The sequence below is a fragment of the Sulfitobacter sp. PR48 genome (assembly GCF_028807335.1).
Lineage (GTDB): Bacteria > Pseudomonadota > Alphaproteobacteria > Rhodobacterales > Rhodobacteraceae > Sulfitobacter.
On the sequence record NZ_JARAMM010000012.1, the window covers coordinates 18,134 to 33,829 of the forward strand.

The 15,696-nt window shown below is 55.8% G+C and carries 12 protein-coding genes; 6 read left to right on the forward strand and 6 right to left on the reverse strand.

Annotated features, from left to right (window positions below; all coding sequences use genetic code 11):
• The 6 genes from PVW51_RS16220 to PVW51_RS16245 all read left to right on the forward strand — a co-directional run bounded on the left by PVW51_RS16220 (position 1) and on the right by PVW51_RS16245 (position 6,321).
• The gene (locus PVW51_RS16220) at positions 1-1,080 is read left to right on the forward strand and encodes a branched-chain amino acid ABC transporter permease (protein ID WP_009808036.1); all 1,080 of its coding nucleotides are present in this window, start codon (positions 1-3) and stop codon (positions 1,078-1,080) included.
• Entirely contained in the window at positions 1,077-1,844 is a 768-nt protein-coding gene (locus tag PVW51_RS16225; RefSeq protein ID WP_009808037.1) for an ABC transporter ATP-binding protein, read from the forward strand. The genes PVW51_RS16220 and PVW51_RS16225 overlap by 4 nt, the downstream gene beginning before the upstream one ends.
• A complete protein-coding gene (locus tag PVW51_RS16230) occupies positions 1,841-2,611 on the forward strand; it encodes an ABC transporter ATP-binding protein (protein ID WP_009808038.1) in 771 nt (256 codons plus the stop codon). The genes PVW51_RS16225 and PVW51_RS16230 overlap by 4 nt, the downstream gene beginning before the upstream one ends.
• On the forward strand, positions 2,608-4,455 hold the full coding sequence (locus tag PVW51_RS16235; protein ID WP_009808039.1) for an AMP-dependent synthetase/ligase: 1,848 nt from the start codon (positions 2,608-2,610) through the stop codon (positions 4,453-4,455). The genes PVW51_RS16230 and PVW51_RS16235 overlap by 4 nt, the downstream gene beginning before the upstream one ends.
• Before the next feature lie 20 nt (positions 4,456-4,475).
• Positions 4,476-5,639, forward strand: a complete 1,164-nt coding sequence (locus PVW51_RS16240) for an ABC transporter substrate-binding protein (protein ID WP_039965744.1) — start codon at positions 4,476-4,478, stop codon at positions 5,637-5,639.
• A gap of 61 nt (positions 5,640-5,700) precedes the next feature.
• Entirely contained in the window at positions 5,701-6,321 is a 621-nt protein-coding gene (locus PVW51_RS16245) for a TetR/AcrR family transcriptional regulator (protein ID WP_074647008.1), read from the forward strand.
• 314 nt (positions 6,322-6,635) lie between these two features.
• On the opposite strand, the gene PVW51_RS16250 is transcribed toward PVW51_RS16245, so the two are convergent.
• The 6 genes from PVW51_RS16250 to PVW51_RS16275 all read right to left on the reverse strand — a co-directional run bounded on the left by PVW51_RS16250 (position 6,636) and on the right by PVW51_RS16275 (position 15,696).
• Positions 6,636-7,841 (reverse strand): GIY-YIG nuclease family protein, encoded by a 1,206-nt coding sequence (locus tag PVW51_RS16250; RefSeq protein ID WP_274576059.1) that lies wholly within the window; start codon positions 7,839-7,841, stop codon positions 6,636-6,638.
• Positions 7,834-9,807: a pseudomurein-binding repeat-containing protein gene (locus tag PVW51_RS16255; RefSeq protein WP_274576060.1), complete on the reverse strand. Its 1,974-nt coding sequence runs from the start codon at positions 9,805-9,807 to the stop codon at positions 7,834-7,836. The genes PVW51_RS16250 and PVW51_RS16255 overlap by 8 nt, the downstream gene beginning before the upstream one ends.
• Positions 9,808-10,057: 250 nt before the next feature.
• Positions 10,058-11,530 carry an ATP-binding protein gene (locus PVW51_RS16260; protein WP_083351912.1) on the reverse strand — a complete coding sequence of 491 codons (1,473 nt, stop codon included), beginning with the start codon at positions 11,528-11,530 and terminating at the stop codon, positions 10,058-10,060.
• Positions 11,531-11,672: 142 nt separating this feature from the next.
• Positions 11,673-12,557: a hypothetical protein gene (locus PVW51_RS16265; RefSeq protein WP_064223261.1), complete on the reverse strand. Its 885-nt coding sequence runs from the start codon at positions 12,555-12,557 to the stop codon at positions 11,673-11,675.
• Complete coding sequence (locus tag PVW51_RS16270) at positions 12,554-15,277, reverse strand: class I SAM-dependent DNA methyltransferase (protein ID WP_074647014.1); 2,724 nt, start codon at positions 15,275-15,277, stop codon at positions 12,554-12,556. Before PVW51_RS16270 ends, PVW51_RS16265 begins: the two co-directional genes overlap by 4 nt.
• Positions 15,274-15,696 (reverse strand): type II toxin-antitoxin system VapC family toxin, encoded by a 423-nt coding sequence (locus PVW51_RS16275; RefSeq protein WP_074647016.1) that lies wholly within the window; start codon positions 15,694-15,696, stop codon positions 15,274-15,276. Before PVW51_RS16275 ends, PVW51_RS16270 begins: the two co-directional genes overlap by 4 nt.

Consider the following 15,696-nt stretch of genomic DNA (forward strand, 5'->3'; position numbering starts at 1 on the left):
ATGCGCGTAATTTTTCGCAAATCCTATGTTCAGGACATCCAGCTTTTCCGCGACCGTGGACAGGCATTCTGGTATCTGCTGTTTGCCGCGATCGCACTGGCCGCGCCGCTGTTTCTGGACGGCTATTTTCTGGATGAACTCTCATTCGTATTCATCTATGCTATCGCGGGTCTCGGGCTAATGGTGCTGACCGGATTTTCCGGGCAGGTGAGTTTCGGACAGGCGGCGTTTGTCGCAATCGGTGCCTACACTCACACGATCCTGCTGACCCGTTACAGCGTGCCGTGGCTTTTGTCGCTGCCGATAGCGGCGTTGGTGGCTGGGCTGGTCGGGTTGGCCGTCGGACGGATCTGCGGAAAGATGCACGGGCTGTATCTGGCGATTGCCACGCTTTCGATTGCGATTGTGACCGAACGGCTCATCGGTGGTGCGGGCGATTTCACAGGCGGTCATCGTGGCCTTTCGGTGCCGGAAATCAATATTCTCGGGCTGGCCATCGACGAAAGCTGGAAAGTTTATCTGCTGAATTTTGTCATCTTCGTGGGTTGTATCCTGATCGTTCGCAACCTGACACGCACAAGGTCGGGTCGCGCCATGATTGCGATCCGCGACTCCGAAGTGTCGGCGCGGGCGTTGGGAACCAATGTGGCCTTCTTCAAGGCATATGCGTTCTTCATCTCGGCAGTTTTTGCGGGCCTCGCGGGCGGGCTGCTGGCGCACGCCTTCTTCTACATCACGCCGGAAACCTTCGGAATGGGGGAATCCATCCGTCTGCTGTTGATGATCGTCGTCGGCGGGATCGGAACCATCCACGGCGCGGTTTTTGGGGCGTTCTTTATCGTGCTGCTGCCAACCGTGTTGAGCTGGGTCAAGATCGTGCTGCCCAGTGCAGTCGCCACGTCCGGCGGTTTCGATAGTCTTGCATTCGGTCTGATCCTGCTGGGGTTCATCCTGTTCGAACCTGACGGACTTTATGGACGCTGGACCAAGATCCATCACTATTTCAACGTGTTCCCGATGTACAAGAAGCGCAGTTTCCAGCGTCAGAAGACATTCCTCAAAACGGAGCGTTTAAGATGAACGGGTTGGAGATAGATAACGTATCGCTTTCCTTTGGTGGTTTGAAAGCGGTGGATGGCTTGAGCTTTTCAGTTGAACCGGGGTCGGTGTTCACCATCATTGGCCCCAATGGCGCGGGCAAAAGCACGGTGTTCAACCTCATCTGCCGGATTTACGATCCGTCGCAAGGCGACATCCGGTTCAACGGCAAAAGCCTGCGAAAAGCGAAATCCCATGAGGTAATCAACCACGGCATTGCGCGGACGTTCCAGAATATCGAACTGTTCGAACATGCGTCATTGCTTGATAACTTGCTGATCGGGCGCATCCGTCACGGCAAATTCGGGCCTCTGAGTGAGCTGTTTTTTACCCGTTCGCAGATGCGTCAGGAACTGGCCCACCGCCGCAAAGCCGAAGAAATAATCGAGTTTCTTGATCTCGAAGGCTACCGTCATGCACGGGTTGCGGATTTGCCGTATGGCGTGCGCAAAAAGACCGAAATGGCCCGCGCGTTGGTGTCGGAGCCAAAGATCCTGTTGCTGGACGAACCGTCAAGCGGACTGACCAGCGAGGAAACCGACGATACTGCTTTTGTGATTGAAGATATCCGCGAGGTCCTGGGTGTCACCGTTGTTATGATCGAACACGACATGAAACTGGTGAACAAAGTTTCGGACATGGTGCTGGCCATCAACGAAGGCCGGTTTCTTGCAAGCGGCAGCGCATCCGAAGTTCAAAGCGATCCCGATGTTCAGGCGGCATATCTGGGAGGGCAGGCAGCATGACCGAGGTACTGCGCGCCAGCAACGTCGAAACGATGTATGGCAGGGTGATGGCCATTCGCGGCATCAGCCTGACGGTCAAGGAAGGGTCGGTCGTTACGGTCATGGGCTCCAATGGGGCGGGCAAAACGACGATTTTGAAAACCATCTCCGGCGCGCTTGATCCGTTCAAGGGGCAGGTGGAATTTGAAGGGCGCGATATCACCGCGCTTGACCCAGATGTCATCGCGCGCGTCGGCATCGCCCATTCACCCGAAGGGCGCGAAGTGTTTTCCCTCTTGTCGGTCAAGGACAACCTGATGATGGGTGCCTATTGCCGCAAGGATCGCGATGAAGTGGCGCGTGACTTGGAAAAGGTGCTGGGCTGGTTTCCCGTGCTGCGCACCTTTCTGGAAAAGCAGGCGATCTATCTATCTGGCGGGCAACAACAGATGTTGGCTTTGGGTCGCGCGTTTATGCAGCGTCCGCGCGTGATGTTGCTGGACGAGCCGTCGCTGGGCCTGTCACCGCTCCTGATTTCCGAGATTTTCCAGATCATCAAACGGATCAACGTCGAAGAAGGCGTGACCATGTTGCTGGTTGAACAGAACGCCAGTGTTGCGCTGCCGGCCGCCGATTTCGGGTACGTCCTTGAAACCGGCCGGATCGTTATGGAAGGTGAACGCGACGTTCTCATGAAAAGTGCTGACATTCGCGAATTCTACCTTGGCATCAAAGCAGAAAGTGCGCGCGGCGACCGCCGCTGGAAAGCAAGAAAGACGTGGCGATGAACACAATGCAAGACCAATCCACCGCAGGATGGACGCCGCCGCCGGTCCAGATTGACGGCTGTGACACGTTCTCCAAACTGTTCCGGCAGAACTGCAAGAAGTTCGGCAACAAAATCGCAATCCGCGAAAAGGATTTCGGCATCTGGAAAGAATTCAGCTGGCTGGACTATTACGCATCCGCGCGCAGGGTCGGGTGTTCACTTATGGCGTTGGGCTACCGTGAAGGTGACGTGGCCGCGATCATTAGTGAAGACAACAAGGAGTGGGTGTTTGCCGACCTTGGCATCCAGTGCATCGGGGCCACGACTCACGGGCTATATCCTACTTTGCAGGAAAAGCAAGTTGCCTATCAGTTGAACGATAGCGGAGCGAAGGTGCTATTCGTTGAGGATGAAGAGCAGCTAGATAAGTATCTGGGTGTGGAGGACCAGCTTGATCATCTCGAAAAAGTTATCGTATTTGATATGGAAGGGTTGCGCAGTTTCCAGCATGACAAAGTCATAGGCTGGGAAGAATTTCTCGCACTGTCGGACGCTAAAATCGAAGAACTGAGCGTTGAATTTGAGCGCCGCGTTGATGCGGGCGATCCCGAAGATATCGCAACGCTGATCTATACGTCCGGCACAACCGGTGCTCCCAAAGGTGCCGCGATGTCGCACCGCTTCTTTCTAGCGCAATCGGATAATTACCCCGAATTGCCGCTCGGACCGGGCGATGAAGTTTTGACGTTCCTGCCGCTGTGTCACGCGGCCGAACGGATCCTGTCTGTCTGCGTGCCGATCCGTCACGGCATAACCATCAACATCGCGGAAAGCGGCGATACATTTGCCGCTGACATTCAGGAAGTCGCGCCAACATTCATCTTTGCGGTGCCGCGCGTGTGGGAAAAATTCTATTCCCGTATCAATTTTGTGATGAATGATGCCACCGCATTTGGCCGGTTTGCCTATGACCAAGCCCTGAAAACGGCTGGACGCAGGGAGGCATTGATTGCTGCGGGAAAATCTGTGCCGACGATGCTTAGGCTTAGGCATAAGGTGCTGGACTTTCTGGTGCTTCGAAATATCAGGGTCGAACTGGGACTGGCGCGCGCGCATACGATCGTATCGGGTGCGGCACCGATTTCAGCCCGACTGCTCAGCTGGTTCAATGCCCTTGGGGTGACAGTACAAGAGGCATATGGCCAGACCGAAACCGGCATTGTGACTGCAACCATACCGGGCAGATCACCGATCGGTTCCATCGGCCGGGCAATGCGCAATGTCGAAGCGAAACTGGCCGATGACGGTGAAATCCTCATTCGCTCATCCAGCAATTTTTCGGGTTATCTGAACCAGCCTGAAAAGACGGCGGAAACCGTGGTCGATGGCTGGGTCTATACGGGTGATGTTGGGACGATGGATGCCAATGGTGACCTAACTATTCTGGACCGCAAGAAGGACATCATCATCACCGCAGGCGGCAAGAACATTACGCCTTCGCAGTTGGAAAACGAGCTCAAATTCTCGCCCTATATTTCTGATGCGGTGATCATCGGGGACAAGCGCAAATACCTGAGCGTGCTGATCATGATCGACCACGAAAACGTTGAAAAATACGCGCAGGAAAAGCGTATCCCGTTTTCCAACTACAAATCCCTGTGCGCAAACACCCAAATCCAGGACTTGATCGAAGGCGAGGTGGAACAGGCGAACAGCGGTTTCGCGCCGGTCGAGCAGGTAAAGAAATTCCGGCTGATCGACGTACTTTTGACAGCCGAAGACGACGAGCTGACTCCGACGATGAAGCTTAAGCGCAACGAGATCGAGCGCAAATACAAAGACCTGATCGAAACGATGTATTGAAACACCAAAGGGAGAGACCAATGAAGAAACTAGCAACAGCACTTGCGTTTACCGCAATGACAGCCACCGGCGCGATGGCCGAGGGGCTGCAGGGCGTGACCGACGACATGATCACGCTTGGCACCTATACGGACCTAAGCGGGCCGTTGGCAGTCTGGGGTGTGCCCGAGGCGAATGGCCTGCGCATGCGCGTGGACGAGATCAATGCGGCGGGCGGCATTCACGGTCGCCAGCTTGAGATTATAATCGAGGACACGCAATATCAGGTGCCCCGCGCGATTCAGGTTGCAAACAAACTGATGCGCCGCGACCAGATTTTTGCGATGGTTGGCGCGCTTGGCACACCGATGAACCTAGCGATCATGCCGCAACAAATTGAAGCGGGAATTCCCAACATGTTCCCGATGTCGGCCGAGGTCGAGATGTATGAACCATTGGATCCGATGAAATACGCATTTTTTCGCAGCTATACAGACCAGTTTCGCGCGGGCGTTGCATACTTCAAGGAAAATGGTGATTTCTCAACACCCTGCATTGCGCAACTCGCAAATGAAGCTGGTGAATCAATGGCGCTTGGCGTCACGCAGCAATTGGCAGAGTATGACATGAAAGTCGCGGCCAAAACGGAGCATTCGGCAACCGAATCCGATATGCTCTCGTCTGTAACCACATTGAAAAACGCCGGTTGCGATATCGTGTTTCTGGCGGGTGGGGTGCGCGATACAATTCTAGTTGTTGCAACATCTAAAAAGCTTGGTTTTGAACCGACTTTCGTGACTGGAATGGTGTCCTATATGGATGCAGTTGCGACTGCCGCTGATGGCGCGATGGATGGTCTATATCTGGTATCGCCTTTTGTTTTTGCGAACGCAGGAGACTCCGAAGGGGAAGCAAAACGTATCCTGGAGAGTTACAGCGAAATTTACGGTGAAAAGATGGCCCCACAAGCGCAGCTTGGTTACGTTTTCATCGACCTGATTGCCGTGGCGCTCGAAGCTGCTGGTCGCGATCTGACGACCGAAGGATTTCTGGCCGCAACCGAAGCGATCACTAGCTATGTTGATCCGATCGGCGGCCAGTCGGTCAGCTTTGGCCCGGAAGACCATCAGGGCATCGAAAGTCTGATTATGGCAAAAGTCGAAGACGGTAAATGGACTATTGCGGCCCGCGGGCTCGACTACTAATCTGTCAGTGATAAATGCGGGCGGTGCTTCGGTTCCGCCCGTTGGTTTTGAAAGAGTAGCTTTGACTAGAATCCATTGGCACAAAAAAACCAAAGATGCCAAAGGCCAGCAAAAGCTGAAACGGCGGGCCATGCTCAATCTGGCCGCGCATTCGTTTTCAACAGTCGGATACAAACAGACATCGATGGATGACATCGCAGCGGCACTCGCAGTCACCAAGCCCGCGCTTTATTATTACGCCAAAAACAAAGAAGATATCCTGATGCAATGCGCCCGCATCTCGCTGGAGCGGGTCGAGCTATGCTTCACATCGGCAAAGGAAGTTCAGGGTAACGGGCTTGATCGTATCCGCGTATTCTTTAGAGTCTATGCGAACATGGTTGTGAGCGAATTCGGCTCTGCCTTGATGCGCGAAGCGCGGCGCAATCTGACCGGAGAAAATCAGAAGAATTTGCGTCAGACAATGATAGACGGTCAGAATTTTCTTGAAAGTATTATCGCAGAAGGGATCAAAGACGGTTCTATCCGCGATTGCGACTCAAAGCGCCTCGCACATGTGCTTTTTTCGGCCTTCAACCAGATGCCGATCTGGTATAATCCGAAAGGGCCGCTTAACCCAGAGAGTATTGCAGATGAAATGCTGGAACTAATCATCCATGGCGTGGGTGCGAAGAATACTTGATTCTAAATTTGTTGCCTATTCAAACAGCGCCGATTTTATTAAAGATTTAACATAAGATGGACTCTCGGATTTTTGAAGGAGCACTTTCATAATTAACATAAACTTCATTATGCGAATCTATCATGTACGCGGGTGCGCGCTACCCCCGACTGCGACTCTTGTTAGAAAACAAAAGGCGCAAGATAGAAGGTTGGCGGTACGCTGGGGTGCCGGTGAACGTGATGGCGCTCGACCATATTCCGCGAGTTCAAGCGCAATCCTTCTCCGATCCATGCATCCCGCTGGTCGAGGTGCCATAGAGTGTCACGCAGCATCTATTGCGGCATCTCCCCCGAAATCCGTTTGAGTCCGGCAGCGCGGGGATCATAGTGATAGCCCGTTATTGTGCCGTCCCTGATCTTTTCGACAGCGTCGTTGATTACAAAGAGAGGAACGAGGAACCATTCTCGCGGGACCACAGGCCTTCCAAAGCGATCCATGATCTCGATCTCGAGCCGTGCAGGTTCGAAAATGCGGTGGATCAGGTTCTCCAACTTGGACCGATTGATGTTGTAGAGCTCGTATGTCGCGACCACCTCGACATTCGCCATCAGAAACGTCGGCTGCAACTGCGCGCCGGCGATCCGCTTCTCGACGCTCATATTGGTAACGCCGATCTTGTGCACCAGTTCCCGGTTTTCCGTGACGAGTGGATGATCGGATTTGCTGCGAAGCACATAAATGATCCCGCTCGCCTCATCACCATCGATTGTCTGGTCCGAAAAAAGTGGGCCTGCCGATGGGTCAGTGATTCGGCGTCCCGCGCCGTCCTTGTTCAACGCGCGCTGGAGCGAGCGCATCAGCATGTTGCTCTCGGTGCCGTTGTCAAAAATCACCCGCAGACGAGCATCGGTACGACCTTGCTCATTCGTGATGGTCTCACCCTTTTCAGTAACATAGGCTTTCTGACCGCCGACGATGAAAAAGCGGCCCTTCTCAATCTCGGCTTTCATCTCGAAAGGGCGGGTCTCCCGCAAACCGCTATGCAGTTCTTTCTGGACCATCTCGAACAATGGCTTGAACTTCGAAAAATCTTCGCATTTTTCGCGATTGGCGACCTCGTCGGCGGCCTTTTTCTCGGCTGTAGAGCGGACATGCTTCAATTCTGTGAGTGGTGACTTGGCTACTTCTACGCCCAACTCAGCGAGCAGGGCATCGTCTTCTAGATCTTCGGCGCCCGACGTTGAGGCCGCAAAGGTTTCTGCAAGAAGACCTTGCTCGTCCAGTGGGGCAAGGAGATCGCGGCACTCCTGCAAGTCGCGGATCCGATCAAGACGCACGGCGTAGAGGCGTTCAAAGATATCAAGATCCTCCCCGTGTTGGGGAGGCTGGCCATGCTCCTCTGCAAATCGCGAGATTTCCTCAAAACCTGCGACGATGCGTTCTTCGCGTGGTGTGCGGCTGAGCTGCTTCTTGACTTCGACCTCGACGCCAAGCTCAGCAAGGAGGGCATCATCTTCGTCGGTGAAACTCTTAGCCATTGGCAGCTTCCTGCTTCATGCGCGCGAGATAAGCCACACCTTCGGCCATTTTCTTTTCCCACGGGTCCGGTGAAGTAATCGACGGCAGGCGGCCTCGCTCTTGCTTGAACTTGACGGCTCGCTTCGCAAGATCGCGCGCCTCATCCGGTGACAGTTGCACTTTTTTCGCCGAGATGACGGCCTGGACCTGCCGAAGGCTTTCCTCGCTCATAGTCTTTGCCAGAATCGAGTAGGCTTCGCCGAACGGGTTGATGCGATCAATCAGGTCGATGTCGAGTTCGCGCACGTCCATTGCGAATTTGCGCACCCCGTCGATCAAGGCGGTATTGCCGGTTGTTTCTGTGTCATCGCGGTTCGACAGCGCGATCTCTTTTGCCTTTTGGGTCAGGTTCAGCGCAGCAACTGCGTGTTGGCGCACCGCTTCCTGATCCTCTGCATCTAGCTCTGGGAACCTAGCACCGACAATCTTGCCCATGCGGACCTGCGTCAGTTCCTCCGGCACCAGCTCTTCGTCGAAGAGACCCCGTTCGATCGTAGTCTTGTCCTGAACGAAAGCTGTGATGACCTCATTGAGGTCCTCTTGGCAGATGCGCTTGGCTTCCTTGCTCTTGGGTTCGACCAGGCCTTTGATTTCGATCTGGAACTGCCCGCTGGCCTCGTCGAAGCCGACGTTTTCCTTGTTGGGATCATAGCCGCCCTCACCGTAATCAAACCCTTCGACAGGGCCACTTTTCACGGTCTTGGGTGTGAAGTTGAAACGCGGGGCCAGCACCTGTTCCATCAGCAGGCTCGCTGCGATCGCTTTCAGTGTATCGTTGACTGCCTCGGTCACGGCTTCGGCCGCGGCGTCGGGCTCCGCGATAAGGTTGGTGAAGCGCGCGCGCATCTTGCCCTCGGCATCGCGGGTGGCACGGCCGATGATCTGCACGATCTCCGTCAGGCTGGCGCGATAACCCACCGTCAGGGCGTGTTCGCACCAGATCCAGTCAAACCCTTCTTTCGCCATCCCGAGGGCGATGATGATGTCGACATGGTCGCGGTTGTTCTTATGCGCAGGGTCCTTCAGTGCGTTGGACACCTTGTCCCGCTTGGCCGGTTCATCATCGACCAGATCGGCGATGCGCAGCACCCGCTCCTCGGGCGTCTTGACCAGCTGAAAGCCTGTGATGGGATCCGCTCCCTGCCAATCGCCCAGGGCGTCAATGATATGCTCGACCTCGCGATGCTTGTCCTTGGTGCTTTCGCGCGAGTTCACGTTCGGGATGTGAAGGATCGTCTTCTCGGTCGGATCCAAAACCTTGAGAATGTCGTCCGCATAGGACCCGGAATAGAAGAAATAACCGATGTCAAGCGTCTTGAGGTATTTGTAGCCATTCAATTGCTGATAGTAGGTATAGGTGAAGGTATCGAACTTTGCCTCATCTTCGGGCGACAGAACGGCTTCGGCATCGCCGCGGAAATAGGACCCGGTCATCGCAACCAGATGCACCTTGTCGCGCGCGACAAGGGCGCCCAGATGCGTGCCCAGCTTATTATCAGGGTTGGCAGAGACGTGGTGAAACTCGTCTACCGCGATGAGCCGATCGTCAAACGCTTCAATCCCGAACTTGTCCACGGCGAACCGAAAGGTCGCGTGGGTGCAGACCAGAACCTTGTCGTCGCTCGCCAAGAACTTGCCGACAGCGCCCACTTTGCCATCATCCCCGCCGGGAGCGTTGCACAGGTTCCATCGCGGTTGCACGGTCCAGTCTGCCCAGAAGCCGTACTTGCTCAGTGGCTCGTCGTTGAAGCTGGACCCGATGGATTTTTCTGGCACCACGACGATGGCCTGACGCAGGCCCTGGTTGTATAGCTTGTCGAGTGCTATGAACATGAGCGCGCGGCTTTTGCCAGATGCCGGCGGCGACTTGATCAGCAGGTATTGCTCGCCCCGCTTCTCATAGGCACCCTCTTGCATTTCGCGCATGCCAAGCTCGTTCGATTTGGTCGAGCTTCCATTGGCCGCGTAATTGACAGAGACGGAAGGAACTTGCTTTGTCATGATGTTTTCCTTCTGAGGGGCGCAGAATCATTCGCTTTAGGGCAGGCAATCAAAACCCGATCAAGTAGCGATACCGCACCACGCCTATCGTAACAGTATGATTTATATGTATTTTCCAATTTACGCCCTCTAGCCCACATACGCACAATCAAAACCCGATCAAATGTTATCCCTGTCACGCCCATGAGGGGACATAGCCAGCACGAGGGCGTTCAGCATCCGCAGGACGGATCAGACCAGCATCCAGCGTTGCGCGAATAACCCGCGACGCCTGCGCAGCGTTCTGGTCGTCGATGCCGAGCCGCTCCCGAAGTGTCGCGTTCGTCATCTTCTGACCGCCTACGTATTTGAGCGCGGCATGTTGGTAACACGCTCGCACGGCTTCTTCCGGTGTCATGTCCGCAAAGCGGCGTGGTGCAAACAGAACCACGCGCACGGCGTCTCCCTCCATGCGGAAATCCGGTGGGGGCAACTGGTGTAGCTCAACCGCCGAGATCACCTTGTCGATGCCGGTGCCTTGTTCTTCGCAAAGTTTCATGCGCCGCATCAAGGAAGCAAGAGCTTCATTTCGGGAACGCGGGGGCGAGTCCAAAAACCGGTCGGGGCTAACCAAGGGGGCGCCCGGGTTCGTGATCTCCATGCGATCGCTGAATAACTCGATGAGTGGACCGGCACCGGTGATCGTCATGTCCTGGTGGATCAATGCGTTGGCGATCAATTCGCGGATCGCTATCGACGGGTAGAGCGGACGCTCCTCGCGGAATGCTTTACCAATCAATTCGTTGCGGGGCAGAAGGCCGTCGATGTAATCCACCAGCCCCTGAAATCCCGCTGCATAGCCGCGCTGGCCGTCCTGGCGGTGGCTCACGTCATCTGCACGTCCGGTGCCAGCATAGGCCACGAAACGAACCCCTTTGCGCTCTACAGAGGGGCCGAAATCGGAAAGTTTCTTGGCATACAGGATTGCGCCCAGATTGGTAATGTTCCAGCGGTCGCTTACATCTTTCTGGATCAGACGATCTGCCAATAGCTTGTCGAAGATCCCCTGCCTGTTATCCGGCAAGGGCTGGCCCGTAAGATCGAAGTAGTTGGCGTAATTCAGCCGCGCAAGAACGTCGTCGCCGGACAGGAACTGCGCCGCGACGCCTGTCTCCCAAGCGTAGGGCTGCAACTTGCTCCAGAGGGCACGCAGGCGTTCCGGATGGTCGGACAGGCGCGGCGTGGCACTGCCGATGCGCAAATAGGCGGTCCGGTCAAACTCTACCGGAGCGGTTGCGGCGGCGGGGATAGTCAGCAGGATCAGGCGCTGCCCGTCATGATCGACCTCTTCGAACCGGAACTCGATGCCCGGCTGGAGGTGGTTGGCCACCCACAGTTCGAGCGGCTGCCCCTTCTCCTTTTTCACGGTCGGCTCGAAACTCGTGCCGACAACCGCATGATCGCCGTCTCGCACCCCCCAGACCACATAGGCATAGTGCTGATCGGCCAGCCGTGCAGCATTGGACAAGGCAGAGATCAGCTTGCCGATCAACGGCCCGTCGGCATTGTTTTCCTTGAACTCGATCCATGTGGTTTCCGCTGGTTTGGCACGCAGATCGTCCACCAACCTGCGGGTGCGTTCCGCGCTCATGACAGGGTCAAGGGTCATAGTGTGTCCACTTTCTGACCCACCACGCCTGGGTAGCGTTTGTCGTAGGGGCATTCCTGTATTGCTCGCCGGCCCAGGTCGTTCGGCTTGGCCGGGCTACCGTTGGTGGCATAAATAATCGAAATGGAGGGAAAACCTTTGATCATTGACCTCTCACCCGCTTATCAAAACGTCTTAAAAATATGCGGGCTGTGATCAGGATTATTTGAAACCGAAAAGCACAATCTTCTTCATCTGACAGGCCCGGATGGCTGCCGTGCGGATGCAATCTTGCCCACAACCCCAATACGTACGCAGGTTTGCCTCTGTCGTTCTCCCACTCATTGTATTCGTGAAGTAGGAACGGTCCCGATTTTGTATCTGCAAGATATTGCCTCTTTGCGTCATCGCTAACCTTAGGATCACATCCAAAATACTCCGCAATTTTGTCCAGCAGTTCCTGATAGAAATCTCTGATCATCGCGTTGGCGGAAGACCAGTTCCCTTGCGAAAAGTTCTGAATCGCTTGATCCAAATGCCCCTTGGCGGCGCCCAACCCGTGCCGACCAAGTAAGGCCTCAATTTCGCTGGTCGCCTCTCGAAAATCTGTCTCAGGTACATCCTCAGGCAGCATCCGCCTGAGAACAGTCTGTGTAATGACCCTTGGAGCGTCATCGAAAATGGAAGATCTGCCCATTGGGTCTGGAACCTCCTCTTCCACAAGTGTGAAGCCATCCATTTTCAGACCAGCAAGAAGACGCAACCAGACATCTGGCTTGTTGCGCTTGCTTTGCTCGGATGCCGTAATTGCATGCTCAATCATGGCTCTGCTTAGGTCACAGTTTCCGTTGACCGTCGGAACAGAACGTCCCCCCATACTGCTTCTTGCGAACCGAACCATTTCAATGGCCTTCGATGCTACCGATCCAGAACCACAGAATTCGTCAACACCCCACCCTAGGGTGAGAGACGAGAAAGCGGTTTGTGTCGACATTTCAGCAATCATCTCGCCCGCTGCCATCAACGTCATGCTGTTAAAGTCGCTCATGCGCTCACCTTCGTCGTCATCTTCGTGTACATCTCGAACAGTTTTTCCAGCCGTTCGGTGTCGTTGCGGAAACGGCGGCCGATGTAGATGCGTTCCAGCACCTCGTCGTTGTGGTCATGCGCTGCGCGGAGGTTGGCGGGCATTTTTTCGGGGTCGTAGAGGTCGGCGATGGTGGCGGGGAAATGCGCCTCGCGGGCCAGAAGGATACCTTCGGCCGCCGCTGTCAGGTCGGCGCGGTTCTTTTCGGTCAGTTTCGGGACGGGGAAGGTGTTCCAGCCCATGGTGTTAGAGTAGCGATATCGAGTTTCCAGCTTCCCGCAAACCGTGGCGATCCAGACCAGATGCAGGCGCGAGGCGATCAGCGCCATGTTCCAGAGCGGGGCATCGTATAATGCGAGAGCGAGATTGGATACGCGAACGTCACTGGGCATCAAGCCACACGGCAGGTATTCTCGACGTTCAGAGGATACGCTTGGAACGACGATGGAATTTACTTCTCCAATGATTGTTCGCTCGAACTTGTACGGCGTCAGCAAGCCCGCTTTGCCGCGCTCGCTCCCACCCTGTCGGTAGATTCGAATGCGCTCCAAACGTTCCGCAATCGGAGGTATTGAGAATGCAAGTTCTGCTTGGTGATCTTCAATCCAAAGACAATATCTTTGTTGCCCATTGATGAACTCGCTCGATCCTACAATTGGCTTCACGAGAGGAGATGCCTGAGGGAAACCTTCCAAGAGATCGTTCGCTTCGTCAGGCGACAGTAACAGGTTGCCCTGATCCCGCGGTATGTTGCCGCCGAACATTGTCGCTATCTCTGCAATTGGTTCAGAGGCACGTTCAACAATAATATTGGCCCCTTCGGTGAGGTATGCATTTATGGCTTCGACTGACTTCATGAAGTCAGCTCCATAAATAGCTTTGGACCGTTCACCAACAGCGGCGATCCCAACGATCACACAGGTGACCTGAGCATTCTTGCTCGCATTATTGCCCCAAAGAAAGTTCTGATGTCCGAAAAATATTTCTTGTCCGTTCTGAAAAATTCGGGGCCAGATCAACGGAACTTGGACACCTTGGCAAATCGAGTTTGTAGAAACAAACGCGAAACAGCCGCCATACTTGATGAAGTCCGATGCCTTCCAGAACCAACCCGCGATGTAGTCAATTGCACGTACTTTTTTGTTTCCTGGTAGCAGCGCGTTCAGATCGTCCTTTTGCTCCTTGGTCTGATATTTGTCGCCGACATAAGGCGGGTTTCCGCAAACATACGTCTCGCCTCCTTCATTCGCGAAATCGATCTGCGCCTGATCCAGCGGCGACATGAACAAGTCATCCGCTTGAAACTTCACCCCCGTCCCCGTGGGCGGGCAGACCGACAGCCAGTCCAGCCGCAGGGCGTTGCCACAGGTGATCCAGTTCTGCGCGTCTAGCGGCAGGAACTCGGCCAACGCCTCTTTCTGGCCGCGATAGGTCACGTCGCATTGATATTCCGCGATGATCAGCGCCAGCCGCGCGATCTCGGCCGAGAAGTCGCGTAGTTCGATCCCGCGATAGTTGGTCAGGGGAATGTCGGTGCGGCGCAGCGGCTCGCCCCGGCGCTTGTTGATCTCATACTCGATCGCGCGCATTTCCTTGTAGGCGATCACAAGGAAGTTGCCCGACCCGCAGGCGGGGTCGAACACGCGGATCTTGGCCATGCGGGCGCGCAGATTGGCCAGCTTGCGGGCGTTGTCGCCCGCCGCCTCCAGTTCTGCCCGCAGATCATCTAGGAAGAGCGGGTTCAGCACCTTCAGAATGTTCGGCACGGACGTGTAGTGCATGCCGAGGACCGAGCGTTCCACCTCATCCGCGACGGCCTGGATCATCGAGCCGAAAATATCGGGGTTGATCTGTGTCCAGTCGAGGCTGCCGATATGGGACAGGTAGCGCTGCGCGATCTTGGAAAAGCGCGGCACATCGGTGCTGCCCGAGAAGAGGCCACCGTTCACATAGGGAAAGGTGTCGGCCCAGCGGGGCAGCTTGGCCTCGGCCCGTTTGGGGATGGCGGTGTTCATCGCACGGAAGATCTCGCCGATGACTTCGTGCGTGTTCGACCCGTCGCGGTTCGCCATCTGGTCGATGGTGGCGGTGAACAGGTTGTCGCTGACGAAGATGTCGGTGTCTTCGGCGAAGAAGCAGAAGATCAGCCGCGCCATGAAATGGTTCATGTCGTGGCGTTTTTCGGCGCTGCCCCAGTCGGGGTTGTCCTTGATCAGCTCGACATAGAGCCGGTTGAGGCGGCTGGTGGCGCGGATGTCAAACGCACTTTCGCGGATCTGCTTGACGGTAGAGATGCCGGCGAGCGGCAGGAAGAAGCCGAAGTGATCGGGGAAATCGGTGTAGCGGCAGGCGATGGTCTCGCCGGTGGTGATGTCCTCGGCCTCGAGGTCGATGCCGTCAGTGGCGAGGATGAACTTCGCCTTGGCGCGGGAGGTGGCAGGGCTTTCGCGCAGGGCGGCGAGGGTTGCCGCGATTTCGCCCGGGACGCAGGTCGCAAGGTGGATGTTGTTGGTCTGCAGGACGCCGCCGATGTCGGACTTGTTCGATGCGCCGGTGCGCAGGCGCTTGATTGTCGTCTCCTTGTTTCCGAAGGCCATGAGGAAGGCATAGGGGAACTCTGCCGCATCAAAGGGCTGCTCGGCGAGTTCGGAAACGGCTTGTTCAATCTCAACGGCGTTCATGCGGTAGTCCAGGGGTTGATCAGGTCGATCTCGCAACCCTCGAAGTCAGGCGTGTTGCGCGTGGCGACGGAGGCACCACGGGTGTGGGCAATTGAGGCAATCTGGCAATCGGCCTGGGTGATCGGTCGCCCGGCGGACCGTCGTGCGGCGGAGATGGCGGCATAGGACTGCGCGGCGGCGCTGTCGAAAGGCAGAATGCGCCCCGCAAGGTCCTCACGCAGGATGCTGTCCACTGCATCAACCAGCGCGGCGCGCCGCTTGCCGTTCCCCATGATCGCGAGGCCGTAGCGCAGTTCCGCTTCCGATATCGAGGTCAGGTAGACGTTGAGCCCGTCCTGCGCCGACAGCCATTGCTCGACCCTCGGCTCGGGAGCCGGGCGCAACAGCTCAGAGAGGACATTCGTGTCGAGGATGATCAT